22 protein-coding genes and 3 tRNA genes are annotated in these 25,165 nt (G+C 58.5%); 23 read left to right on the forward strand and 2 right to left on the reverse strand.

Annotation, left to right across the window (positions count from 1 at the left end):
* Nucleotides 1–30 precede the first annotated feature (30 nt).
* The 6 genes from dnaJ to ACS4NR_RS25725 all read left to right on the forward strand — a co-directional run bounded on the left by dnaJ (nucleotide 31) and on the right by ACS4NR_RS25725 (nucleotide 7,620).
* On the forward strand, nucleotides 31–1,155 hold the full coding sequence (dnaJ, locus tag ACS4NR_RS25700) for a molecular chaperone DnaJ (RefSeq protein ID WP_003221522.1): 1,125 nt from the start codon (nucleotides 31–33) through the stop codon (nucleotides 1,153–1,155).
* Between the two features lie 9 nt (nucleotides 1,156–1,164).
* On the forward strand, nucleotides 1,165–1,971 hold the full coding sequence (gene dapB, locus ACS4NR_RS25705; protein WP_456018663.1) for a 4-hydroxy-tetrahydrodipicolinate reductase: 807 nt from the start codon (nucleotides 1,165–1,167) through the stop codon (nucleotides 1,969–1,971).
* A gap of 258 nt (nucleotides 1,972–2,229) precedes the next feature.
* Nucleotides 2,230–3,366 carry a glutamine-hydrolyzing carbamoyl-phosphate synthase small subunit gene (gene carA, locus ACS4NR_RS25710; RefSeq protein WP_027610776.1) on the forward strand — a complete coding sequence of 379 codons (1,137 nt, stop codon included), beginning with the start codon at nucleotides 2,230–2,232 and terminating at the stop codon, nucleotides 3,364–3,366.
* A 126-nt stretch (nucleotides 3,367–3,492) separates the two neighbouring features.
* Nucleotides 3,493–6,714: a carbamoyl-phosphate synthase large subunit gene (gene carB, locus ACS4NR_RS25715; protein ID WP_086793704.1), complete on the forward strand. Its 3,222-nt coding sequence runs from the start codon at nucleotides 3,493–3,495 to the stop codon at nucleotides 6,712–6,714.
* On the forward strand, nucleotides 6,711–7,187 hold the full coding sequence (gene greA, locus ACS4NR_RS25720) for a transcription elongation factor GreA (protein ID WP_003221530.1): 477 nt from the start codon (nucleotides 6,711–6,713) through the stop codon (nucleotides 7,185–7,187). Before carB ends, greA begins: the two co-directional genes overlap by 4 nt.
* A 28-nt stretch (nucleotides 7,188–7,215) precedes the next feature.
* The gene (locus tag ACS4NR_RS25725) at nucleotides 7,216–7,620 is read left to right on the forward strand and encodes an MFS transporter (RefSeq protein ID WP_166496150.1); all 405 of its coding nucleotides are present in this window, start codon (nucleotides 7,216–7,218) and stop codon (nucleotides 7,618–7,620) included.
* 9 nt (nucleotides 7,621–7,629) lie between these two features.
* Here the strand turns inward: ACS4NR_RS25725 and ACS4NR_RS25730 are convergent, their stop codons facing one another.
* Nucleotides 7,630–7,938 carry a YhbY family RNA-binding protein gene (locus ACS4NR_RS25730; RefSeq protein WP_003221534.1) on the reverse strand — a complete coding sequence of 103 codons (309 nt, stop codon included), beginning with the start codon at nucleotides 7,936–7,938 and terminating at the stop codon, nucleotides 7,630–7,632.
* A 101-nt stretch (nucleotides 7,939–8,039) separates the two neighbouring features.
* Between ACS4NR_RS25730 and rlmE the strand changes: the two genes are divergently transcribed.
* The 17 genes from rlmE (at nucleotide 8,040) to ACS4NR_RS25815 (ending at nucleotide 24,188) form a co-directional block, all read left to right on the forward strand.
* A complete protein-coding gene (gene rlmE / locus ACS4NR_RS25735; RefSeq protein WP_003221536.1) occupies nucleotides 8,040–8,669 on the forward strand; it encodes a 23S rRNA (uridine(2552)-2'-O)-methyltransferase RlmE in 630 nt (209 codons plus the stop codon).
* Between the two features lie 202 nt (nucleotides 8,670–8,871).
* Nucleotides 8,872–10,779 (forward strand): ATP-dependent zinc metalloprotease FtsH, encoded by a 1,908-nt coding sequence (gene ftsH, locus ACS4NR_RS25740; protein ID WP_456018664.1) that lies wholly within the window; start codon nucleotides 8,872–8,874, stop codon nucleotides 10,777–10,779.
* A gap of 8 nt (nucleotides 10,780–10,787) precedes the next feature.
* Nucleotides 10,788–11,639: a dihydropteroate synthase gene (folP, locus tag ACS4NR_RS25745; RefSeq protein ID WP_456018665.1), complete on the forward strand. Its 852-nt coding sequence runs from the start codon at nucleotides 10,788–10,790 to the stop codon at nucleotides 11,637–11,639.
* Nucleotides 11,640–11,655: 16 nt separating this feature from the next.
* Complete coding sequence (glmM, locus tag ACS4NR_RS25750) at nucleotides 11,656–12,993, forward strand: phosphoglucosamine mutase (protein ID WP_115987614.1); 1,338 nt, start codon at nucleotides 11,656–11,658, stop codon at nucleotides 12,991–12,993.
* 65 nt (nucleotides 12,994–13,058) lie between these two features.
* Complete coding sequence (gene tpiA, locus ACS4NR_RS25755) at nucleotides 13,059–13,814, forward strand: triose-phosphate isomerase (RefSeq protein WP_095139821.1); 756 nt, start codon at nucleotides 13,059–13,061, stop codon at nucleotides 13,812–13,814.
* Between the two features lie 4 nt (nucleotides 13,815–13,818).
* Nucleotides 13,819–14,205, forward strand: a complete 387-nt coding sequence (secG, locus tag ACS4NR_RS25760) for a preprotein translocase subunit SecG (RefSeq protein WP_027610782.1) — start codon at nucleotides 13,819–13,821, stop codon at nucleotides 14,203–14,205.
* Nucleotides 14,206–14,227: 22 nt separating this feature from the next.
* Nucleotides 14,228–14,313: transfer RNA gene (locus ACS4NR_RS25765), tRNA-Leu, on the forward strand.
* Nucleotides 14,314–14,410: 97 nt separating this feature from the next.
* A tRNA-Met gene (locus ACS4NR_RS25770) sits at nucleotides 14,411–14,487 on the forward strand.
* Nucleotides 14,488–14,625: 138 nt separating this feature from the next.
* Nucleotides 14,626–15,084 carry a ribosome maturation factor RimP gene (gene rimP, locus ACS4NR_RS25775; RefSeq protein ID WP_007973115.1) on the forward strand — a complete coding sequence of 153 codons (459 nt, stop codon included), beginning with the start codon at nucleotides 14,626–14,628 and terminating at the stop codon, nucleotides 15,082–15,084.
* Nucleotides 15,085–15,131: 47 nt separating this feature from the next.
* Nucleotides 15,132–16,613 carry a transcription termination factor NusA gene (gene nusA, locus ACS4NR_RS25780; RefSeq protein WP_003221546.1) on the forward strand — a complete coding sequence of 494 codons (1,482 nt, stop codon included), beginning with the start codon at nucleotides 15,132–15,134 and terminating at the stop codon, nucleotides 16,611–16,613.
* 27 nt (nucleotides 16,614–16,640) lie between these two features.
* Nucleotides 16,641–19,160 carry a translation initiation factor IF-2 gene (gene infB, locus ACS4NR_RS25785; RefSeq protein ID WP_095139820.1) on the forward strand — a complete coding sequence of 840 codons (2,520 nt, stop codon included), beginning with the start codon at nucleotides 16,641–16,643 and terminating at the stop codon, nucleotides 19,158–19,160.
* Nucleotides 19,161–19,320: 160 nt separating this feature from the next.
* A complete protein-coding gene (gene rbfA / locus ACS4NR_RS25790; RefSeq protein WP_003221549.1) occupies nucleotides 19,321–19,719 on the forward strand; it encodes a 30S ribosome-binding factor RbfA in 399 nt (132 codons plus the stop codon).
* Between the two features lie 4 nt (nucleotides 19,720–19,723).
* Complete coding sequence (gene truB / locus ACS4NR_RS25795; RefSeq protein WP_024011571.1) at nucleotides 19,724–20,641, forward strand: tRNA pseudouridine(55) synthase TruB; 918 nt, start codon at nucleotides 19,724–19,726, stop codon at nucleotides 20,639–20,641.
* Between the two features lie 115 nt (nucleotides 20,642–20,756).
* A complete protein-coding gene (rpsO, locus tag ACS4NR_RS25800; protein ID WP_003221553.1) occupies nucleotides 20,757–21,026 on the forward strand; it encodes a 30S ribosomal protein S15 in 270 nt (89 codons plus the stop codon).
* Nucleotides 21,027–21,219: 193 nt separating this feature from the next.
* Nucleotides 21,220–23,325: a polyribonucleotide nucleotidyltransferase gene (gene pnp, locus ACS4NR_RS25805; RefSeq protein ID WP_007961443.1), complete on the forward strand. Its 2,106-nt coding sequence runs from the start codon at nucleotides 21,220–21,222 to the stop codon at nucleotides 23,323–23,325.
* 258 nt (nucleotides 23,326–23,583) lie between these two features.
* Nucleotides 23,584–23,659 (forward strand) — tRNA-Thr (locus ACS4NR_RS25810).
* Between the two features lie 229 nt (nucleotides 23,660–23,888).
* The gene (locus tag ACS4NR_RS25815; protein ID WP_095139819.1) at nucleotides 23,889–24,188 is read left to right on the forward strand and encodes a DUF6388 family protein; all 300 of its coding nucleotides are present in this window, start codon (nucleotides 23,889–23,891) and stop codon (nucleotides 24,186–24,188) included.
* Between the two features lie 51 nt (nucleotides 24,189–24,239).
* On the opposite strand, the gene nadC is transcribed toward ACS4NR_RS25815, so the two are convergent.
* Entirely contained in the window at nucleotides 24,240–25,088 is an 849-nt protein-coding gene (gene nadC / locus ACS4NR_RS25820) for a carboxylating nicotinate-nucleotide diphosphorylase (protein WP_095139818.1), read from the reverse strand.
* Nucleotides 25,089–25,165: the final 77 nt, after the last annotated feature.

Below are 25,165 nucleotides of genomic sequence, written 5' to 3' on the forward strand. Positions count from 1 at the left end.
GCCGAACGTCCTCAAGAGTGCAAAAGACTTATGGCAAAGCGTGACTATTACGAAGTATTGGGTGTAGAGCGTGGTTCAAGCGATGCAGACCTGAAGAAGGCCTATCGTCGTCTGGCGATGAAGCATCACCCGGACCGTAATCCCGATGACAAAGCGTCGGAAGAACTGTTCAAAGAGGCCAACGAGGCCTACGAAGTATTGTCCGATTCGAGCAAGCGCGCGGCGTACGACCAGTACGGTCATGCTGGCGTCGACCCAAGCATGGGTGGCGGTGGCGCCGGTTTCGGCGGGCAGAATTTCTCGGACATCTTTGGCGATGTCTTCAGTGACTTCTTCGGTGGCGGTCGTGGCGGTTCCCGTGGCGGCGCCCAGCGTGGCAGCGATCTGCGCTACACCCTGGAGCTGAATCTGGAAGAAGCGGTGCGTGGCACTACCGTGAATATCCGCGTTCCGACGCTGGTCAATTGCAAGCCATGCGATGGTTCCGGCGCGAAGAAAGGCTCGTCGCCATCGACCTGCCCGACCTGCGGCGGTATCGGTCAGGTGCGCATGCAGCAGGGCTTCTTCTCGGTGCAGCAGACCTGCCCGCGCTGCCATGGCCAGGGCAAGATCATTTCCGATCCGTGCGATTCCTGCCACGGCGACGGTCGCGTCGAAGAGTACAAAACCCTGTCGGTCAAAGTGCCGGCTGGCGTTGATACCGGCGACCGCATTCGTCTGTCTGGCGAGGGCGAGGCGGGCACCCAGGGCGGCCCGACTGGCGACCTGTACGTTGTGATCAACGTGCGCGAGCACGACATCTTCCAGCGCGATGGCAAACATCTGTTCTGCGAAGTGCCGATCAGCTTCGTTGATGCGGCGCTCGGCGGCGAGCTGGAAATCCCGACCCTCGACGGTCGCGTCAAACTGAAAATCCCTGAGGGCACCCAGACCGGCAAGCAGTTCCGTGTGCGCGGCAAAGGCGTGGCGCCGGTGCGTGGCGGTGGTGCGGGCGATCTGATGTGCCGTGTAGCGGTCGAGACCCCGGTCAATCTGAATCGTCGTCAGCGCGAACTGCTCGAAGAATTCCGCAGCTCGCTGGCGGACGACAACAGCCACTCGCCGAAAACCACCGGTTGGTTCGACGGTGTGAAGCGCTTCTTCGGCGATCTGTAAGGAGTCGGCATGCGACGTATAGCTGTGATGGGCGCCGCCGGGCGCATGGGCAAGATTCTGGTCGAGGCCGTGCAACAGCGCGCGCCGCTGACCGGCCTGACCGCGGCGATCGTTCGTCCCGGCAGTACGCTGATCGGGGTGGACGCCGGTGAGCTGGCTTCGCTGGGTCGCATCGGTGTGCCGTTGTCCGGCAACCTCGAGTCGGTAGCTGAAGAGTTTGATGTGCTGATCGACTTCACCCTGCCGGAAGTCATGCTGAAAAACCTCGCGTTTTGCCGCAAGGCCGGCAAGGCCATGGTTATCGGCACCACCGGTCTCGACGCTGCGCAGAAGCAACTGCTGGCCGAGGCGGGCAAGGATATTCCGATCGTGTTCGCGGCCAACTTCAGCGTCGGGGTCAACCTGTCACTGAAGCTGCTCGAAATGACCGCCCGGGTGCTGGGCGATGATGCCGACATCGAAATCATCGAAGCGCATCACCGGCACAAGATTGACGCGCCTTCGGGCACTGCCCTGCGCATGGGTGAAGTGATCGCCGATGCGCTGGATCGTGATCTGCAGAAGGTTGCGGTCTATGGTCGTGAAGGCCATACCGGCGCGCGAGAGCGGGAAACCATCGGTTTCGCTACCGTGCGTGGTGGTGATGTGGTCGGCGATCACACCGTGCTGTTCGCCTGTGAGGGCGAGCGCCTGGAGATCACGCATAAGGCTTCCAGTCGCATGACATTCGCCAAGGGCGCAGTGCGTGCGGCGTTGTGGCTGGATGCTCGCGAGCCGGGTCTGTATGACATGCAGGATGTGCTTGCGCTGCATTGATTGACTGCTTTTACCCAGCGCAAACGCCCGGTTTGCGCTGGTTTTTCTACGCCGCGCGACGCCCTGTCGCATTCTCCGGCCTTTTAGGCTCTTTAGCGGTGGACCAAAAAAGCCTTTTTCTGTAAGCTACAGCTTTAGTGTGTCCACTAAAAGCGCGCAGAATAATTCAGTGAAGAAGCGGGGTGACGTGTCCATACGTCACTCCGCTTTTTTACAACCTGCGATTGCCCTTTCATGCGTTATTTACGGGAGGTCTTCTTGACTAAGCCAGCCATACTCGCCCTTGCTGATGGCAGCATTTTTCGCGGCGAAGCCATTGGAGCCGACGGTCAAACCGTTGGTGAGGTGGTGTTCAACACCGCAATGACCGGCTATCAGGAAATCCTTACCGATCCTTCCTACGCCCAACAGATCGTTACCCTGACTTACCCGCACATCGGCAACACCGGCACCACGCCGGAAGATGCCGAGTCCGACCGCGTATGGTCCGCTGGCCTGGTTATCCGTGACCTGCCGCTGGTAGCGAGCAACTGGCGTAACACGATGTCCCTGTCCGACTACCTGAAAGCCAACAACGTTGTGGCAATCGCTGGTATCGACACCCGTCGCCTGACCCGCATCCTGCGTGAAAAAGGCGCACAGAACGGCTGCATCATGGCCGGCGACAACATCTCCGAAGAAGCTGCAATCGCTGCCGCGCAAGGCTTCCCGGGCCTGAAGGGCATGGATCTGGCGAAAGTCGTCAGCACCAAGGAAAAGTACGAATGGCGCTCCACTGTCTGGGACTTGAAGACCGACAGCCACGCGACCATCGAAGCGTCCGAGCTGCCATATCACGTGGTTGCCTACGACTATGGCGTCAAACTGAACATTCTGCGCATGCTGGTCGAGCGCGGCTGCCGCGTCACCGTGGTTCCGGCGCAAACTCCGGCTGCCGACGTGCTGGCACTCAAGCCGGACGGCGTGTTCCTGTCCAACGGCCCTGGTGACCCGGAGCCTTGCGACTACGCGATCAAGGCGATCAAGGAAGTGCTGGAAACCGAAATTCCGGTCTTCGGTATCTGCCTCGGTCACCAGCTGCTGGCTCTGGCCTCCGGCGCCAAGACCCTGAAAATGGGCCACGGCCACCACGGTGCCAACCACCCGGTACAGGATCTGGACACTGGCGTCGTAATGATCACCAGCCAGAACCACGGTTTCGCGGTTGACGAAGCGACCCTGCCGGCCAACGTGCGTGCGATCCACAAATCGCTGTTCGACGGCACCCTGCAAGGCATCGAGCGCACCGACAAGAGCGCGTTCAGCTTCCAGGGCCACCCTGAAGCGAGCCCGGGCCCGAACGATGTGGCGCCCCTGTTCGACCGCTTCATCAACGAGATGGCCAAGCGACGCTAAGCGTTCGCCTTGAGACTGTAGCGAGAAGCCCTCGAGGGCGGCCCCGACACCGGTGGCGCCCCTCAGGGCTTCAGAAATCGATCAAGACGGCTTGCCGACTGACCTGCGGATTTGAGTGACAAACCCATGCCAAAACGTACAGACATTAAAAGCATCCTGATTCTCGGCGCTGGCCCGATCGTTATCGGCCAGGCCTGCGAATTCGACTACTCCGGCGCCCAGGCCTGCAAAGCCCTGCGCGAAGAGGGTTACCGCGTCATCCTGGTGAACTCCAACCCGGCCACCATCATGACCGACCCGGACATGGCTGACGCCACGTACATCGAGCCGATCAAATGGCAGACCGTGGCCAAGATCATCGAAAAAGAGCGTCCGGATGCAGTGCTGCCAACCATGGGCGGCCAGACTGCACTGAACTGCGCCCTGGATCTGGAGCGCGAAGGCGTTCTGGAAAAGTTCGGCGTGGAAATGATCGGCGCCAACGCCGACACCATCGACAAGGCTGAAGACCGCTCGCGTTTCGACAAGGCCATGAAGTCCATCGGTCTGGAATGCCCGCGTTCCGGTATCGCCCACAGCATGGAAGAAGCCAACGCCGTCCTCGAGCGTCTGGGTTTTCCGTGCATCATCCGTCCGTCCTTCACCATGGGCGGCACCGGTGGCGGTATTGCGTACAACCGTGAAGAGTTTGAAGAAATCTGCGCCCGCGGTCTGGACCTGTCGCCGACCAAAGAGCTGCTGATCGACGAATCGCTGATCGGCTGGAAAGAATATGAGATGGAAGTTGTCCGCGACAAAAAGGACAACTGCATCATCGTCTGCTCGATCGAAAACTTCGACCCGATGGGCGTGCACACCGGTGACTCGATCACCGTGGCTCCGGCACAGACCCTGACCGACAAGGAATACCAGATCCTGCGTAACGCCTCGCTGGCGGTACTGCGCGAGATCGGCGTCGAGACCGGCGGTTCGAACGTGCAGTTCGGTATCTGCCCGGACACCGGCCGCATGGTCGTGATCGAGATGAACCCGCGTGTATCGCGTTCCTCGGCACTGGCTTCGAAAGCCACCGGTTTCCCGATCGCCAAAGTCGCGGCCAAGCTGGCTGTGGGCTACACCCTCGACGAACTGTCGAACGACATCACCGGCGGCAAGACTCCGGCGTCCTTCGAACCGTCGATCGACTACGTCGTGACCAAGCTGCCACGTTTCGCCTTCGAGAAATTCGCCAAGGCTGACGCCCGTCTGACTACTCAGATGAAGTCGGTGGGTGAAGTCATGGCCATCGGCCGTACCTTCCAGGAATCCCTGCAGAAAGCCCTGCGCGGTCTGGAAGTCGGCGTTTGTGGTCTGGACGAGAAGCTCGATCTGAGCAACCCGGAAAGCATGAGCATCCTCAAGCGCGAACTGACCGTGCCGGGCGCCGAGCGTATCTGGTACGTGGCGGACGCGTTCCGTGCTGGTCTGACCGTCGAAGACATTTTCGGCATGAACATGATCGACCCGTGGTTCCTGGTGCAGATCGAAGATCTGATCAAGGAAGAAGAGAAGGTCAAGACCCTCGGTCTGTCCGCCATCGACCGCGACCTGATGTTCAAGCTCAAGCGCAAAGGCTTCTCTGATCAGCGTCTGGCCAAGCTGCTGGGTGTGACCGAGAAGAACCTGCGTACTCACCGTCAAAAACTGGAAGTGTTCCCGGTTTACAAGCGTGTTGACACCTGCGCTGCCGAGTTCGCCACCGACACCGCGTACCTCTACTCGACGTACGAGGAAGAGTGCGAAGCCGCACCGTCCGGTCGCGACAAGATCATGATTCTGGGTGGCGGTCCGAACCGTATCGGCCAGGGCATCGAGTTCGACTACTGCTGCGTACACGCCGCCCTCGCACTGCGCGAAGACGGCTACGAAACCATCATGGTCAACTGCAACCCGGAAACCGTTTCCACCGATTACGACACTTCCGACCGTCTGTACTTTGAGCCGGTAACCCTGGAAGACGTACTGGAAATCTGCCGCGTCGAGAAGCCAAAAGGCGTGATCGTCCAGTACGGCGGCCAGACTCCGCTGAAACTGGCGCGTGCCCTGGAAGCCGCTGGCGTGCCGATCATCGGTACCAGCCCTGACGCCATCGACCGCGCCGAAGACCGTGAGCGCTTCCAGCAAATGGTCGAGCGCCTGAACCTGCGTCAGCCGCCAAACGCCACCGTGCGCAGCGAAGACGAAGCCGTTCGCGCTGCCGCGAAAATCGGTTATCCGCTGGTGGTGCGCCCGTCCTACGTACTGGGCGGCCGCGCGATGGAAATCGTTTACAAGGAAGACGAACTCAAGCGCTACCTGCGTGATGCGGTGCAAGTGTCCAACGACAGCCCGGTGCTGCTCGACCACTTCCTCAACTGCGCCATCGAGATGGACGTGGATGCGGTCTGCGACGGCAAAGACGTGGTGATCGGCGCGATCATGCAGCACATCGAACAGGCAGGCGTTCACTCCGGTGACTCCGCATGCTCGCTGCCGCCGTACTCGCTGCCGGCGCACATCCAGGACGAGATGCGCGAACAGGTCAAGAAAATGGCCCTGGAACTGGGCGTTGTCGGCCTGATGAACGTGCAACTGGCGCTGCAGGGCGAAGACATCTACGTCATCGAAGTCAATCCGCGCGCTTCGCGTACCGTGCCGTTCGTGTCCAAGTGCATCGGTGTCTCCCTGGCAATGATCGCTGCTCGCGTGATGGCCGGTAAGACCCTGAAGGAAATCGGCTTCACCAAGGAAATCATCCCGAACTTCTACAGTGTGAAAGAGGCGGTGTTCCCGTTCGCCAAATTCCCTGGCGTTGACCCGATCCTCGGCCCAGAGATGAAGTCCACTGGTGAAGTGATGGGTGTCGGCGACACCTTCGGTGAAGCATTCGCCAAGGCCCAAATGGGCGCCAGCGAAGTGCTGCCGACCGGCGGTACCGCGTTCATCAGCGTGCGTGACGATGACAAGCCGCTGGTTGCAGGCGTGGCCCGTGATCTGATCAACTTGGGCTTTGAAGTGGTCGCCACTGCCGGTACTGCCAAGCTGATCGAAGCCGCAGGCCTGAAAGTGCGCCGTGTGAACAAGGTGACCGAGGGGCGTCCGCACGTGGTCGACATGATCAAGAATGACGAAGTCACCCTGATCATCAACACCACCGAAGGCCGTCAGTCGATCGCTGATTCCTACTCCATTCGTCGTAATGCCCTGCAGCACAAGATCTACTGCACCACCACCATTGCTGCGGGCGAAGCTATCTGTGAAGCGCTGAAGTTCGGTCCCGAGAAGACCGTGCGCCGCTTGCAGGATCTACACGCAGGATTGAAGGCATGATCAAATATCCAATGACCGTCCAGGGCGCGAAAGCCCTGGAAGAAGAACACGCTCATCTGACCAAGGTCGTTCGTCCGAAGCTCAGCCAGGACATTGGTACGGCCCGTGAGTTGGGTGACCTGAAGGAAAACGCTGAGTACCATGCCGCGCGCGAACAGCAAGGCATGGTCGAGGCGCGGATCCGTGACATCGAAGGCCGGATTCAGAATCAGGTCATCATCGACGTCACGACCATCCCGCACACCGGCAAAGTGATCTTCGGTACTACCGTCGAAATCGCCAACGTCGAGACTGATGAGAGCGTCACTTACCACATCGTGGGTGAGGATGAGGCTGACTTCAAACTCGGCAAGATTTCGGTCGGCTCGCCTTTGGCCCGTGCCTTGATCGGCAAGGAAGAGGGTGATGTGGTTGCCGTGAAAACGCCGAGTGGCGTTATCGAGTACGAGATTGTCGAAGTCCGTCACATCTGAAGGCAGGCGCCCGCTACGTGCGGGCGCCATGCTTTGGCAGCTGACCCAGATGTTGTGGGTCGGCGGCTTCTGGTTGATTCATCTTGGTTTGCGACCGGTGTTGGGCAAGATTGGCCTGGCGCCGTTGCTGATCGATGAGGTTGCCGATGCATTCGAAGTGCCGTTGGTGGGTTTTGCCGCGGCATGCGTGACTTTTCAGGCTTTGGTGCTGGTACAGGCCGATGGCCTTGGCAGTCTATGGCGGGATTTTCGCGGGCAGGTGTTGCTGATGGCGTTGTATGCGTGTGCGATGTTTATTGCAGTGCATGTCGGCTGGCCGGAAGCGCAGCGCTGGCAGGAATTCAGTTTTCTGGTGTTGGGCTTTTCCGGTGTGGTGCTGGTGTTGCAACCGCTGCCGGGATGGAGTGGCAGGGTGCGCGAAGCACACCCTTGACCCTTGTCATCACTTGAAGCGATGAACGTTCGACAGCTGCTTGTTGACGCTGAAGTTCTTGCGATAAACCAGTGCCATCTTGCCGATGACCTGAACCAAGTCAGCCTTGCCGACCTTGCACAGCTCTGCAATGTGCGCCAGGCGCGACTCGCGATCGAGGATGTTGAGCTTGATCTTGATCAGCTCGTGATCCGCCAGGGCGCGTTCAAGTTCGGCTAATACACCTTCAGTCAGACCGTTGTCCGCCACCGTCAAAACCGGTTTCAGGTGGTGGCCAATGGATTTGTACTGTTTCTTCTGCTCTGGAGTGAGCGGCATAATCTGACCCTTTCGTCTGGATTCTGTAAAATGGCGGCCATTTTACCCGAGGGTTCGTGGATCCGCCCAATTAATCACGACCCTAATCATCGAGGTGCCCAATGGCGCGTTCCAAGACAAGCCTTGGTTGGCTGAAACGACATGTCAACGATCCTTATGTGAAGCAGGCGCAGAAGGATGGCTACCGCTCGCGTGCGAGTTACAAGCTTCTGGAGATCCAGGAGAAATACAAGCTGATCCGTTCCGGCATGAGCGTTGTCGACCTGGGCGCAGCGCCCGGCGGCTGGTCGCAGGTCACCAGTCGGTTGATTGGCGGTCAGGGGCGTCTGATCGCTTCGGACATTCTGGAAATGGACAGCATTCCGGACGTGACATTCATCCAGGGTGACTTCACCGAGGATGAAGTGCTCGCGCGGATTCTTGAGGCTGTGGGTAATTCGCAGGTGGACCTTGTGATTTCCGATATGGCCCCCAATATGAGTGGTACGCCTGAAGTGGATATGCCGAAAGCCATGTTTCTTTGCGAACTGGCGCTTGATCTGGCGGAACGGATACTCAAGCCGGGTGGCAATTTCGTGATCAAGATCTTTCAGGGTGAAGGTTTCGATGTATACCTGAAGGATGCTCGCAAGAAATTCGACAAGATCCAGATGATCAAGCCGGATTCTTCCCGTGGCAGCTCCCGCGAGCAATATATGCTGGCCTGGGGTTACCGCGGTGGTAACGAGTAAAACGAGGTTTTTTGGCGGGGCGATAGGTTTTTCGTATTTTGCCCTGCGTGCATAAGCGAATATTGTGTAGAAAGTGTTTCACAAAGGGTTACAGACGGCGCCTGCCAGAGTTGTAGGTAATGTAGTAAGTTAGGCCGGTGAATATCATGCGAAGCGCGCGCCAGTAGCGGAGCTTGCTTCAGAGGGTAGTTAATTGAACGATATGGCAAAGAATCTGATCCTGTGGTTGATCATCGCGGCAGTCCTCGTGACGGTGATGAACAACTTCTCCAGCCCTAACGAGCCGCAGACCCTCAACTATTCCGACTTCATCCAGCAGGTCAAGGATGGCAAGGTCGAGCGCGTAGCTGTTGATGGCTATGTGATTACCGGCAAGCGCAACGATGGCGACAGCTTCAAGACCATTCGTCCGGCGATCCAGGACAACGGCCTGATCGGCGACCTGGTTGACAATCACGTTGTGGTTGAAGGCAAGCAGCCTGAACAGCAAAGCATCTGGACTCAGCTCCTGGTGGCCAGCTTCCCGATCCTGGTGATCATCGCGGTGTTCATGTTCTTCATGCGCCAGATGCAGGGCGGTGCCGGCGGCAAGGGCGGGCCAATGAGCTTCGGCAAGAGCAAGGCACGCCTGCTCTCCGAAGATCAGGTGAAAACCACTTTGGCTGACGTTGCCGGTTGCGACGAAGCCAAGGAAGAAGTTGGCGAGCTGGTTGAGTTCCTGCGTGATCCGGGCAAGTTCCAGCGCCTGGGTGGACGTATTCCTCGCGGCGTATTGATGGTCGGTCCTCCGGGTACCGGTAAAACCTTGCTGGCCAAGGCGATTGCCGGCGAAGCGAAGGTGCCGTTCTTCACCATCTCCGGCTCCGACTTCGTTGAAATGTTCGTGGGTGTTGGTGCAAGCCGCGTTCGCGACATGTTCGAGCAGGCCAAGAAGCACGCCCCGTGCATCATCTTCATCGACGAAATCGACGCCGTCGGTCGCCACCGTGGCGCCGGCATGGGCGGCGGTCACGACGAGCGTGAGCAGACTCTCAACCAGTTGCTGGTGGAGATGGACGGCTTTGAAATGAATGACGGCATCATTGTGATCGCTGCCACCAACCGCCCTGATGTTCTCGACCCTGCGCTGTTGCGTCCGGGCCGTTTCGACCGTCAGGTAGTTGTTGGCCTGCCGGACATCCGTGGTCGCGAGCAGATCCTCAAGGTTCATATGCGCAAGGTGCCAATGGGTGACGACGTTGCTCCGGCCGTTATCGCACGTGGTACCCCGGGCTTCTCCGGTGCCGACTTGGCCAACCTGGTCAACGAAGCGTCGCTGTTCGCTGCACGTAGCGGCAAACGCATCGTCGAAATGAAAGAGTTCGAACTGGCCAAGGACAAGATCATGATGGGCGCCGAGCGCAAATCCATGGTCATGTCCGAGAAAGAGAAGCAGAACACCGCTTATCACGAAGCGGGCCACGCCATCGTCGGTCGCGTCGTGCCTGAGCATGATCCGGTCTACAAGGTTTCGATCATTCCGCGTGGTCGTGCGCTGGGTGTGACCATGTTCCTGCCGGAAGAGGATCGCTACAGTCTTTCCAAGCGTGCGCTGATCAGTCAGATCTGCTCGCTGTACGGTGGCCGTATCGCCGAAGAAATGACCCTTGGTTTCGATGGTGTGACCACCGGCGCGTCCAACGACATCATGCGTGCCAGTCAGATTGCGCGGAACATGGTGACCAAGTGGGGCCTGTCGGAAAAACTCGGTCCGCTGATGTACGCGGAAGAAGAGGGCGAAGTGTTCCTCGGTCGCGGTGGTGGCGGTCAGGCCGCAAGCTTCTCCGGTGAGACAGCCAAGCTGATCGACTCCGAAGTGCGCAGCATCATTGATCAGTGCTACGGCACGGCCAAGCAGATCCTCACGGACAACCGTGACAAGCTCGATGCCATGGCTGATGCTCTGATGAAGTACGAAACCATCGATGCCGAGCAGATCGACGACATCATGGCGGGTCGTACGCCTCGTGAGCCGCGTGACTGGACTGGTGGCGCGGGTACGCCTCCGCCTCCGGTGATCCAGGATGAGCGTCCTGAAACACCGATCGGCGGTCCGGCTGCTGACGTTTAAGGTTTGAAATGACTTCTGTACAGTCCCTGACCCGGTTGCCTTGCGGCAACCGGGTTCTTGATTTGGCCCGGACGCACGTCATGGGCATTCTCAATGTCACTCCCGATTCCTTTTCCGACGGCGGCCGGTACAGCCAGCTCGACGTGGCCTTGCGTCACGCTGAAGCCATGGTGGCTGCTGGTGCGACGCTGATCGATGTCGGCGGTGAATCGACCCGGCCTGGCGCTCGAGCGGTTTCGCCGCTGGAGGAGCTGGAGCGCGTAGCTCCGATCGTGGAGCTGATCAATCGCGAGCTGGATGTGGTCATCTCGGTCGATACTTCGACACCTGCGGTGATGCGCGAAACGGCGCGCCTGGGTGCCGGGTTGATCAATGATGTGCGCTCGCTGCGCCGCGATGGCGCGCTGGATGCGGCTGCGGCGACCGGGTTGCCGGTCTGCCTGATGCACATGCTCGGCGAGCCGGGTGACATGCAGGACAATCCGCATTATCAGGACGTTACCCGGGAAGTGGGTGAATTTCTGGCAGAGCGCATGGCTCAATGTGCGGCGGCGGGTATTCCTGCAGAGCGGATCATTCTTGATCCCGGTTTCGGTTTCGCGAAAACTCTGCAGCACAACCTGAGTTTGTTCAAGCATATGCAAGCCCTGCATGTGCTGGGGCGTCCGCTGTTGGTCGGCGTCTCGCGCAAAAGCATGATTGGCCTGGCTTTGAACCGCCCAGTGGGCGAGCGTCTGCATGGCGGTCTGGCTCTCGCGGCACTGGCATCGATTAACGGAGCGCGTATATTGCGCGTCCATGATGTGGCGGAAACGGTAGATGTGGTGCGTATGCTCGCAGCCGTGGAATCAGCCGAATAAGAATGATGGAGCACTTATGAGCAAGAAATACTTTGGTACTGACGGTATTCGTGGTCGTGTCGGTGAATATCCGATCACTCCGGACTTCATGCTCAAGCTCGGCTGGGCGGCAGGTATGGCCTTTCGCAAGATGGGCGCCTGCAAGGTGCTGGTCGGCAAGGACACGCGCATCTCTGGCTACATGTTCGAATCGGCGCTTGAAGCAGGCCTGACCTCGGCTGGTGCGGACGTGATGCTGCTCGGTCCGATGCCGACGCCGGCGATTGCCTATCTGTCGCGCACGTTTCAGGCCGAGGCCGGGATCGTGATCAGTGCTTCACACAATCCGCACGACGATAACGGCATCAAATTCTTCTCCGGCAAGGGTACCAAGCTGCCTGATGAGCTGGAGCTGATGATCGAAGAATTGCTCGACGCCCCTATGACAGTGGTTGAGTCGAGCAAGATCGGCAAAGTCTCGCGCATTAACGACGCTTCCGGTCGTTACATCGAATTCTGCAAAAGCAGTGTGCCGACCGGTACAAGTTTTTCCGGTATGAAGATCGTGATCGACTGTGCACACGGTGCGACCTACAAGGTTGCTCCGAGTGTGTTCCGTGAGTTGGGTGCTGAAGTGGTTGTCCTGTCGGCCCAGCCTAATGGTCTGAATATCAATGACAACTGCGGTTCGACCCATATGGGGCAGCTGCAGGCCGCTGTTCTGGCGGAGCACGCTGATCTGGGTATCGCCTTTGACGGTGATGGTGATCGGGTGCTGATGGTCGATCACACGGGTGCCATCGTCGATGGCGACGAATTGCTGTTCATTATTGCCCGCGACCTGCACGAGCGTGGCAAGTTGCAGGGTGGTGTAGTCGGTACCCTGATGAGCAACCTCGGTCTGGAGCTCGCTCTGGCAGAGCTCTCGATTCCATTCATTCGTGCCAATGTCGGTGACCGTTATGTGATCGCCGAGCTGCTGGAACGCAACTGGCTGGTAGGTGGTGAAAATTCGGGGCATATCGTCTGCTTCAATCACACCACCACTGGTGATGCGATCATTGCTGCGCTGCAGGTGCTGATGGCATTGAGAGCGCGCAATGAAGGTCTTGCGCAAACGCGTCAGGCTTTGCGTAAGTGTCCTCAGGTGTTGATCAACGTGCGTTTCGGCGGTGGCGAAAGCCCGCTGGAGCATCCTGCTGTCAAGGAAGCCAGTGCGCGTGTAACCCAGGCAATGGCCGGTCGTGGTCGGGTGCTTCTGCGCAAGTCCGGTACAGAGCCGTTGGTGCGTGTGATGGTCGAAGGCGAGGATGAAACTCAGGTTCGCAGCTACGCCGAAGAACTGGCAAAACTGGTAAGTGAAGTTTCTGCCTGATACGGCTTGCCAGCCATGATTGTGTTGGGTAAAATCTGCGCCCACTTTGACCGACGAGGTACAGCATGCGTCGCCCTATGGTAGCTGGTAACTGGAAGATGCACGGTACCCGCGCCAGCGTCGCTGAGCTGATCAACGGCCTTCGTCATCTGGCCTTGCCAAGCGGTGTTGATGTCGCGGTATTCCCGCCTTGCTTGCATATCAATCAAGTGATTGATGGCTTGAAAGGTAAATCGATTTCGGTCGGTGCGCAGAATTCTGCGGTGGAATCCATGCAAGGTGCATTGACGGGTGAAATTGCACCGAGTCAGTTGGTGGATGCAGGTTGTTCCCTGGTGCTTGTCGGGCACTCCGAACGCCGCCAGATAATGGGCGAGCGAGACGGGATGCTGAATCGCAAGTTCGCAGCGGCACAGGCATGTGGCTTGATTCCGGTGTTGTGTGTAGGGGAAACCCTCGAGCAGCGCGAAGCCGGAAAAACTCTTGAAGTTGTCGGGCGTCAGCTGGGCAGCATCATCGAGGAGCTGGGTGTAGGTGCCTTTGCCAAGGCAGTCATTGCTTACGAGCCTGTCTGGGCCATTGGTACCGGGCTGACTGCAACGCCGCAACAGGCTCAGGATGTGCACAAAGCCATCCGCGAGCAGTTGGCGGCAGAGAATTCTGAAGTCGCACGAGGTGTGCGGCTTCTATACGGCGGCAGCGTGAAGGCGGCCAATGCGGCCGAACTGTTCGGCATGCCGGATATCGATGGGGGGCTCATTGGTGGAGCTTCCCTGAATGCAGATGAGTTCGGTGCGATTTGTCGCGCCGCGGGAAACTGAAAAAATGCTGGAAACAGTCGTAGTCGTTTTTCATCTGCTGGGTGCATTGGGCGTAGTTGCTCTGGTTTTGCTGCAGCAGGGTAAAGGTGCGGACGCTGGCGCGTCTTTCGGAGCAGGTGCTTCAAATACTGTGTTCGGAAGCCAAGGTTCCTCTACCTTTCTTAGTAAGTTTACTGCTATACTTGCCGCCGGTTTCTTCATAACCAGCTTGGGGTTAGGTTACTTTGCTAAAGAGAAGGCTCATCAGCTGACTCAAGCAGGTTTGCCAGATCCAGCAGTGTTGGAAGTGCCTAAGCAGCAACAACCGGCTTCTGATGATGTCCCCGTGCTTCAAGAGCAAAAGTCGGCTACTCCAGCGACTGACGTACCTCCAGCTCAAGAGCAGAAGTAAGAAGGGTTTCAAACGTAGTTTTGCCGAGGTGGTGGAATTGGTAGACACGCAACCTTGAGGTGGTTGTGCCCATAGGGTGTAGGGGTTCGAGTCCCCTTCTCGGTACCAATTAGTCAGGAGAGCCCGCTGTTGCGGGCTTTCTTGCAGGTGGAAGGTTACATTGACCCTATAAGGGATCGGTCGTATACTTCCGCCCCAGCTTTGTCGCGGGGTGGAGCAGTCTGGTAGCTCGTCGGGCTCATAACCCGAAGGTCGTCGGTTCAAATCCGGCCCCCGCAACCAGTTTAAGGAGCCCCTTTTCAGGGGCTTTTTGTTAGCTGGACACTTTCTACGCCGATGTTCGACGGCGTTTCAAGGATGGGCGTTTCGCCCATTTTTTTATTTTGCAGCGCATGCATTTACATGCACGAGGGGGTTCAGGTGTCGAGCAAGCTAGAAGAGTTGCAGGCCTTGTTGGCCCCGGTGGTCGTGGCCCTAGGCTATGAATGCTGGGGTATCGAGTTTTCGGCTCAAGGTCGTCACTCGATGTTGCGTGTTTATATCGATAAAGAGGGTGGCGTGCTGGTGGACGATTGCGCCATTGTCAGCCGTCAGATCAGCGGTGTCCTGGATGTTGAAGATCCGATCTCCGTTGAATACACCCTTGAAGTTTCCTCGCCTGGCATGGAACGCCCACTGTTCACTCTTGAGCAGTTTGCAAAATTTGCCGGTGAACAAGTGAAGATCAAGCTGCGCTCGCCTTTTGAAGGTCGACGCAACTTTCAGGGCCTTCTGCGCGGTGTAGAAGAACAGGATGTCGTGGTGCAGGTAGAAGACCATGAATTCCTGTTGCCGATCGATATGATCGACAAGGCCAACATTATTCCCAGTTTTGACTGAGACGCGGATCCCGCGGATCCAATGGCTTGCGAAAGGCGAGGCGTACGATGAGCAAAGAAGTACTGCTGGTTGTTGAGTCGGTATCCAATGAAAAGGGCGTACCGGCAAGCGTGATTTTTGAAGCGCTGGAGCTGGCTCTGGCCACTGCTACCAAAAAGCGTTTTGAAGACGAAGTTGACCTGCGTGTGGAAATTAACCGCCACACCGGTTCCTACGAGACTTTCCGTCGCTGGACAGTCGTCGAAGAGAATGATCTCGACGATCCTGCGATCGAAACCTGGCCAAGCAAGGTTGCCGAAACGCACCCGGGTGCCAAGGTCGGCGACGTCGTCGAAGAAAAGATCGAATCCATCGAGTTCGGCCGCATTGCTGCACAGACCGCCAAACAGGTCATTGTGCAGAAAGTGCGTGAAGCCGAGCGCGCTCAAGTGGTCGACGCCTATCGCGAGCGCCTGGGAGAAATCATCTCCGGCACCGTGAAGAAAGTCACCCGCGACAACGTGATCGTCGATCTGGGCAACAACGCCGAAGCGTTGCTGGCCCGTGAAGACATCATTTCTCGCGAAACCTTCCGTGTCGGTGTGCGTCTGCGTGCACTGCTCAAGGAAATCCGCACCGAGAACCGCGGCCCGCAGCTGATCCTGTCGCGTACCGCGCCGGAAATGCTGATCGAGTTGTTCCGCATCGAAGTGCCGGAAATCGCTGAAGGCCTGATCGAAGTCATGGCGGCGTCCCGTGATCCGGGTTCGCGTGCCAAGATCGCTGTCCGTTCCAAGGACAAACGCATCGACCCGCAGGGCGCGTGCATCGGTATGCGCGGTTCGCGCGTCCAGGCCGTGTCGGGCGAGTTGGGTGGCGAGCGTGTCGATATCGTCCTGTGGGACGATAACCCGGCGCAGTTCGTGATCAATGCCATGTCGCCGGCAGAAGTGGCGGCCATTATCGTTGACGAAGATGCCCATGCAATGGACATCGCCGTTGGCGCAGACAATCTGGCTCAGGCCATCGGTCGAGGTGGTCAGAACGTGCGTCTGGCGAGCCAGTTGACTGGCTGGACCCTGAACGTGATGACCGAATCGGACATCCAGGCTAAGCAGCAAGCAGAAACCGGCGACATCCTGCGCAACTTCATCGACGAGCTGGAAGTCGACGAAGAACTGGCTCAGGTGCTGGTAGATGAAGGCTTCACCAGCCTGGAAGAGATTGCCTACGTACCGTTGGAAGAAATGCTCAACATCGACGGCTTTGACGAAGATATCGTCAACGAGCTTCGCGCTCGTGCCAAGGATCGTTTGTTGACCAAAGCCATCGCTACTGAGGAAAAGCTGGCAGACGCCCATCCGGCCGAAGACCTGCTCTCGCTTGAGGGTATGGACAAGGATTTGGCGATGGAACTGGCGGTGCGCGGCGTAATTACCCGCGAAGACCTGGCCGAGCAGTCTATTGACGACCTGCTCGACATCGACGGCATTGACGATGATCGTGCCGGCAAGTTGATCATGGCCGCCCGAGCCCACTGGTTCGAGTAATTAGGCGCGGCCTGAGGAGAGAAGTGCATGACGCAAGTCACGGTGAAACAACTGGCCGATGAGGTCAAAACACCGGTAGAGCGCCTGTTGCAGCAGATGCGTGAGGCAGGTCTGCCGCACACCGCCGCCGAAGAAAATGTGACTGACAGTGAGAAGCAATCCCTGCTGACTCACTTGAAGAGCAGCCACAAGGCGAAAGTGGAAGAACCACGCAAGATCACGCTGCAGCGTAAAACCACCAGCACCCTGCGTGTGGCTGGTAGCAAGAGCATCAGCGTTGAAGTTCGCAAAAAGAAAGTTTTCGTACAGCGTAGCCCGGAAGAAATCGAAGCCGAGCGCAAGCGTGAACTGGAAGAGCGTCGCGCAGTAGAAAATGCTGCCCGTCAGAAGGCTGAAGAAGAAGCCAAGCAGCGCGCTGAAGAAGAAGCGCGTCGCCAGCCTGCTGCTGCGCCGTCCGCTCCTGCCGAAGCTGTTGCAGCACCTGCGCCAGTCGCTGAACCTGTGCGCGACGCCGCGCCGGTTGCTGCTGCGCCAGCTGCTGACACTCGCAAGCGTGACGAACAGCGCCGTCCGGACAAACCACGTGCCGACGATAACAATCGTCGCGGCGGTGGTGGCGATGGTGAGCGCAAAAACGCTCCGCATCGCGCATCGGTCAAAGAAAAAGCGCCGGCTCCACGTGTGGCGCCACGCACTACCGACGAAGAAAGCGATGGCTTCCGTCGTGGTGGTCGCGGCAAGGCCAAGCTGAAGAAACGCAACGCTCATGGTTTCCAGAACCCTACCGGTCCTGTCGTGCGTGAAGTGAAGATCGGCGAGACCATCACTGTTGGCGATCTCGCCCAGCAGATGTCGGTCAAGGCTGCTGAAATCATCAAGTTCATGTTCAAACTGGGCACTCCAGCGACCATCAACCAGGTACTCGATCAGGAAACTGCTCAACTGGTAGCTGAAGAACTGGGCCACAAAGTGACCCTGGTCAGCGACACCGCCCTGGAAGATTCCCTGGCCGAGTCCCTGAAGTTTGAAGGTGAGGCAGTTTCCCGTGCGCCAGTCGTGACCGTAATGGGCCACGTTGACCACGGTAAGACTTCCCTGCTCGACTACATCCGTCGTGCCAAGGTGGCAGCGGGCGAAGCTGGCGGCATTACCCAGCACATCGGCGCCTACCACGTTGAAACCGACCGTGGCATGGTGACGTTCCTCGACACCCCGGGTCACGCTGCGTTTACCGCAATGCGTGCCCGTGGTGCCAAGGCGACCGACATCGTGATCCTGGTGGTTGCGGCGGACGACGGCGTGATGCCGCAAACCATCGAGGCTGTTCAGCACGCTCAGGCGGCTGGCGTTCCTCTGGTGGTTGCAGTGAACAAGATCGACAAGCCAGGTGCCGACCTCGATCGCATCCGCAGCGAACTGTCGGTTCACGGCGTGACTTCCGAAGAGTGGGGCGGCGACACTCCATTCGTACCGGTTTCGGCGAAAATGGGTACCGGCGTTGACGAACTGCTTGAAGCCGTTCTGCTGCAGGCCGAAGTGCTCGAACTGACTGCTACGCCATCGGCTCCTGGCCGTGGTGTTGTCGTTGAATCGCGTCTGGACAAGGGCCGTGGCCCGGTGGCCACCGTGCTGGTTCAGGACGGTACGCTGCGTCAAGGCGACATGGTGCTGGTCGGCTCGAACTATGGCCGCGTGCGCGCCATGCTCGACGAGAACGGCAAGCCGATCAAGGAAGCAGGTCCGGCCATTCCGGTCGAGATCCTGGGTCTTGACGGTACGCCGGACGCTGGCGACGAGATGAGCGTGGTTGCCGACGAGAAGAAAGCCCGTGAAGTGGCTCTGTTCCGTCAAGGCAAGTTCCGCGAAGTCAAACTGGCTCGCGCTCACGCCGGCAAGCTGGAAAACATCTTCGAAAACATGGGCCAGGAAGAGAAGAAGACGCTCAACATCGTCCTCAAATCCGACGTCCGTGGTTCGCTGGAAGCTTTGCAGGGCGCTCTGAACGGCTTGGGCAACGACGAAGTGCAAGTGCGCGTGGTCGGTGGCGGTGTCGGTGGTATCACCGAATCCGACGCTAACCTGGCACTGGCTTCCAACGCTGTACTGTTCGGCTTCAACGTGCGTGCCGATGCTGGCGCACGGAAGATCGTCGAGCAGGAAGGTCTGGACATGCGTTACTACAACGTGATCTACGACATCATCGAAGACGTCAAGAAAGCCCTGACCGGCATGCTCGGCAGCGATGTTCGCGAGAACATCCTGGGCGTGGCCGAAGTGCGCGACGTGTTCCGTTCGCCGAAGTTTGGCGCGATCGCCGGTTGCATGGTGATCGAAGGTGTTGTGTTCCGTAACCGTCCGATCCGTGTACTGCGTGAAGACATCGTTATCTTCGAAGGCGAGCTGGAATCCCTGCGCCGCTTCAAGGATGACGCTTCCGAAGTACGTGCCGGCATGGAATGCGGTATCGGCGTGAAGAGCTACAACGACGTCAAAGTCGGTGACAAGATCGAAGTCTTCGAGAAGGTTCAGGTTGCTCGCAGCCTCTGACTCGCGCACTTCAAGGGCCACGCCGGGCCGCCGCATGCAGATGCGCGCCACGGCGTCAGGACTCTAAACGCAACGCCCGGTCTGGCTTTTGTCAGGCCGGGCGTTTGCCGCTTTCAGACCTTGCGGGTTTCACCGTGGGGCAGTAACAGGTAACAAAATCATGGCAAAAGAATACAGCCGTACCCAACGTATCGGCGATCAGATGCAGCGTGAGCTGGCCCAGCTGATCCGTCGTGAAGTCAAAGACCCGCGCGTCGGCCTGGTCACCATTACTGCTGTGGAAGTCAGCCGTGACGTCGGTCACGCGAAGATCTTCATCACCGTGATGGGGCAGGACAACGCCGAAGACATCGCGCAAAGCATCAAGGTGCTCAACGCTGCCGCAGGTTTCCTGCGCATGCAACTGGCCCGTGAAATGAAGCTGCGCAGCGTGCCGCAATTGCACTTCCACTACGACGAAAGCGTCGTGCGTGGCGCGCATCTGTCGGCCCTGATCGAGCGCGCCGTGGCTGAGGACAATCAGCACCTGGCCGCTGCACCTGAAGACACCAAGGAGTAATTCGGTGGCTCAGGTCAAACGTATCCGTCGTAACGTCAGCGGTATCATCCTGCTCGACAAGCCGCTGGGGTTCACCTCCAACGCCGCGTTGCAGAAGGTTCGCTGGTTGCTCAACGCCGAGAAGGCCGGTCACACCGGCAGTCTCGACCCGCTGGCCACCGGTGTCTTGCCGCTGTGCTTTGGTGAGGCAACGAAGTTCTCGCAATACCTGCTCGATTCCGACAAGGGTTACGAAACCCTGGCGCAACTGGGCAAGACCACCACCACGGCGGACGCCGAGGGTGAGGTTTTGCAGGAGCGTCCGGTGACCGTTGGTCGCGCCGATGTCGAGGCGGTTCTGCCGAAATTTCGTGGGCAAATCAGTCAGATACCGCCGATGTACTCGGCACTCAAGCGTGACGGGCAGCCGCTGTACAAGCTGGCCCGTGCAGGCGAAGTAGTGGAGCGCGAACCGCGTTCTGTTACTATTGCGCGCTTGGAATTGCTGGCCTTCGAAGGCGATACTGCGCGTCTTGCGGTGGATTGCAGCAAGGGCACCTATATTCGCACCCTGGTGGAGGATATCGGTGAGCAACTCGGTTGTGGTGCGTACGTCGCGGAACTGCGTCGTACCCAGGCCGGGCCTTTCACCCTGGCGCAGACCGTGACCCTCGAAGAGCTGGAAGCGGTACATGCCGAAGGCGGCAACGAAGCGGTCGACCGCTTCCTGATGCCATCGGACAGCGGTTTGCAGGATTGGCCGCTGCTGCACTTCTCCGAAGCGAGTGCGTTCTACTGGCTCAACGGCCAGCCGGTACGTGCCCCGGATGCTCCGAAGTTCGGCATGGTACGGGTACAGGATCACAATGGTCGCTTCATCGGTATCGGTGAAGTGAGCGAAGACGGGCGCATCGCGCCGCGTCGACTGATTCGGTCAGAATGACCGAACGAGTGTGGCTGTTAACAGGCACGGTCACTACTCATTTATAGATACAGGGATTTGTCCCTGGCCTGTTGAAACTGTTTTTGAAACAGTTTCCTGATAAAAGGATTGCCTCATGGCTCTCGACGTTCAAGAAAAAGCTCAAATCGTTGCCGACTACCAGCAAGCTGTTGGTGATACTGGTTCGCCAGAAGTGCAAGTTGCACTGCTGACCGCCAACATCAACAAACTGCAAGGTCACTTCAAGGCCAACGGTAAAGACCACCACTCCCGTCGTGGTCTGATCCGCATGGTAAACCAGCGTCGCAAGCTGCTGGACTACCTGAAAGGCAAAGATCTGAGCCGTTACAGCGCTCTGATCGGCCGCCTGGGCCTGCGTCGCTAATCAGCGATTGCGCTATGAGGTTGGTTGTCTGTCAGGCATCAGCGGTTTTCCGCTGGTGGCTGGCAGGCTCCCAGCCTCAAGTTTTATCTGCACTACCGTTTTACCCGGACAGTCAGCGGGCCGATTCCCGACATTGCCCAAGAATTTCGCAAGAAACCAGTTCCCCCAAGAGCCACAAAGAAGGTAGGACACCGTGAACCCGGTAATCAAAAAATTCCAGTTCGGTCAGTCGACCGTTACCCTCGAGACTGGCCGTATCGCCCGTCAGGCCTCCGGCGCAGTATTGGTCACCGTTGACGACGACGTCAGCGTATTGGTGACCGTAGTCGGTGCCAAGCAAGCCGATCCAGGCAAGGGCTTCTTCCCTCTGTCCGTTCACTACCAGGAAAAGACTTACGCTGCCGGTAAGATCCCTGGCGGTTTCTTCAAGCGTGAAGGCCGTCCTTCCGAGAAAGAAACCCTGACTTCCCGACTGATCGACCGTCCGATCCGTCCGCTGTTCCCGGAAGGTTTCATGAACGAAGTGCAGGTTGTCTGCACCGTCGTTTCCACCAGCAAGAAGACCGATCCGGACATCGCTGCGATGATCGGTACCTCGGCTGCCCTGGCCATCTCGGGCATTCCTTTCGACGGCCCGATCGGCGCCGCCCGTGTAGCGTTCCACGAAAGCACCGGCTACCTGCTGAACCCGACCTACGAGCAGCAAGCTGCTTCGAGCCTGGACATGGTCGTTGCCGGTACTTCCGACGCCGTACTGATGGTTGAATCGGAAGCCAAAGAGCTGACCGAAGACCAGATGCTGGGCGCGGTACTGTTTGCTCACGACGAGTTCCAGGTGGTGATCAACGCCGTCAAAGAACTGGCCGCTGAAGCTGCCAAGCCAACCTGGACCTGGGCGCCTGCTCCAGAAGCCACCGAACTGCTGGGCGCGATCCGTGCCGAGTTCGGCGAAGCGATCTCCCAGGCTTACACCATCACCGTCAAGGCTGACCGCTACGCACGTCTGGGCGAGCTGAAAGACCAGGTCGTTGCCAAGCTGTCCGGCGAAGAAGGCCAGCCTTCGGCTGCTGACGTCAAAGCGGCTTTCGGCGAAATCGAATACCGCACCGTTCGCGAAAACATCGTTAACGGCAAACCACGTATCGACGGTCGCGACACCCGCACCGTACGTCCGCTGAACATCGAAGTCGGCGTTCTGCCGAAGACTCACGGTTCGGCGCTGTTTACCCGTGGCGAAACCCAGGCTCTGGTGGTTGCGACGCTGGGTACTGCCCGTGACGCACAGCTGCTGGACACCCTGGAAGGCGAGAAAAAAGACCCGTTCATGCTGCACTACAACTTCCCTCCGTTCTCGGTGGGCGAGTGTGGTCGCATGGGTGGCGCCGGTCGTCGTGAAATCGGTCACGGCCGTCTGGCCCGTCGTTCGGTTTCGGCCATGCTGCCAGCCGCTGACGTGTTCCCGTACACCATCCGTGTAGTGTCGGAAATCACCGAATCCAACGGTTCGAGCTCGATGGCTTCCGTTTGCGGCGCTTCCCTGGCCCTGATGGACGCTGGTGTTCCAATGAAGGCGCCGGTTGCCGGTATCGCCATGGGTCTGGTTAAAGAAGGCGAGAAGTTCGCCGTTCTGACCGACATCCTCGGTGACGAAGACCACCTGGGCGACATGGACTTCAAAGTAGCCGGTACCGCCAAAGGCGTTACTGCGCTGCAGATGGACATCAAGATCAAGGGCATCACCGAAGAGATCATGGAAATCGCTCTGGGCCAAGCCCTGGAAGCGCGCCTGAACATCCTCGGCCAGATGAACCAGATCATTGGCCAGTCGCGTACCGAACTGTCGGCCAACGCTCCGACCATGATCGCGATGAAGATCGACACCGACAAGATCCGTGACGTTATCGGTAAAGGTGGCGCGACCATCCGTGCGATCTGCGAAGAAACCAAGGCTTCGATCGACATCGAAGACGACGGTTCGATCAAGATCTTTGGCGAAACCAAGGATGCCGCAGAAGCTGCTCGTCAGCGCGTTCTGAGCATCACTGCAGAAGCCGAGATCGGCAAGATCTACGTCGGCAAGGTTGAGCGCATCGTCGACTTCGGCGCATTCGTCAACATCCTGCCGGGCAAGGACGGTCTGGTACACATCTCGATGCTGAGCGACGCTCGCGTAGAGAAAGTCACCGACATCCTGAAAGAAGGCCAGGAAGTGGAAGTGCTGGTACTGGACGTGGACAACCGCGGCCGTATCAAGCTGTCCATCAAAGACGTGGCAGCGGCCAAGGCTTCGGGCGTTTAATCACCCCACAGCCTTAGCGCAATAAAAATGCCCCGCCGTGAAAACGGCGGGGCATTTTTTTGTCTGCCATAAACGCATTTGTGGCGAGGGAGTTTGCTCCCGCTCGGCTGCGCAGCAGTCGTAAAAAAACATCAGCCTCAGAAAGCCTGGGGTCGCTCCGCAACCCAGCGGGAGCAAACTCCCTCGCCACAAGTGATAATCAGCAGAAACACGCTCAAATTTGCCGCAGCCCGAGACCGGTGCTAGGTTTAGCCCACCGCCCGTGTAGCTCAGCCGGTAGAGCAGCGCACTCGTAACGCGAAGGTCGCAGGTTCGATTCCTGTCTCGGGCACCAACCCCTCGCGCAATCCCGCGATTTATGTCTCCCAGGTCAAAGTTTTTGTGCGAGAGATGTAAAGAGCCGTGTAATTCGTCATGCAAACGTCCTATATTCGGTGCCTGCATGAGCATCGCTTAGCAGTTTTCAGATGATCCCGAATGGTTCCGAAGGCCGGACAATCCGCGTCAGAGAGATCCTTGATGATCCAGATCCATCCTCCATTCTTACGATCAGCGAGAACGCCATGACCGAATTAACTCAAGAGCAACGTCACGCACTAGCGCTGGAAAAATACATTCAGGACGTCCCGGACCTGAAAGAAGAGATCAAGGACCTGAGTCCTGATGATCAGAAAGACCAGATCCAGTGGGCGTTCGAGGACGAAGCCGAATCTCAGGGCTTGCAGCCGTGGGAGCTGACGCTCAAGTACACCAGCACCCCTGAAGAGTTTGAGGCCAAGCGCCTGGAGCTGCACAAGGAGGCGGCCGAAGTGTTGGGCGTCGAGTGGGACGAGTACTGCGAGATGAACAATCTGGTGGTCTGAAACAAAAACGCCAGCCTCAATCGGGCTGGCGTTTTTTATTGCGTGACGGCCTCAGAGGCTGAGGCGCATCGACAGGTCTACCGCTTTCACATCCTTGGTCATCGCACCGATCGAGATGTAATCCACTCCAGTCTCGGCGATCGGCAGCAGCGTGCTTTCGTTGATACCGCCGCTGGCCTCAAGTTTGGCCTTGCCGCCATTCAGGCGCACGGCTTCGCGCATGTCATCCAGGCTCAGTTCGTCGAGCATGATGATGTCGGCGCCGGCAGTCAGCGCTTCCTTCAGCTCTTCCAGACTTTCCACTTCGACTTCCACCGGTTTGCCCGGCGCGATCTTGTGCGCGGCAGCAATGGCTTGCGCGATGCCACCACTGGCGGCGATGTGGTTTTCCTTGATCAGGAACGCGTCGTAGAGGCCGATGCGGTGGTTGTGGCAACCGCCGCAGGTCACCGCGTATTTCTGCGCCAGACGCAGGCCCGGCAGGGTCTTGCGGGTATCCAGCAGCTTGACCTGGGTCTGCGCCACGAAGTCCGCCAGGTACTGCGCGCGCGTCGCCACGCCGGACAGCAGTTGCAGGAAGTTCAGCGCACTGCGTTCGCCAGTCAGCAACGAACGGGCCGGGCCTTCCAGATGAAACAGCGGCTGATTGGGTTTGACCCGTTCGCCGTCCCGTACCTGCCAGTGCACCGCGACGCGTGGATCGAGCTGGCGAAACACCGTGTCGACCCACGCCGTGCCGCAGATAACCGCGTCGTCGCGAGTGATGATGGTGGCTTTGGCCAGACGTTCGGCCGGGATCAGTTGCGCGGTGATGTCGCCGCTGCCGACGTCTTCGAGCAACGCACGGCGCACGTTGGCTTCGATTTCGGCGGTCAAATCGGCGAGACGTAGATTCGGCATAACGGGCTCCACAAACTAAGTGCGCCGATTATAGGGGCATGGCAGGAGCCAACCCAAGGCGAGAACGCGCGTGCCTG

This window comes from Pseudomonas sp. JQ36, assembly GCF_053851495.1.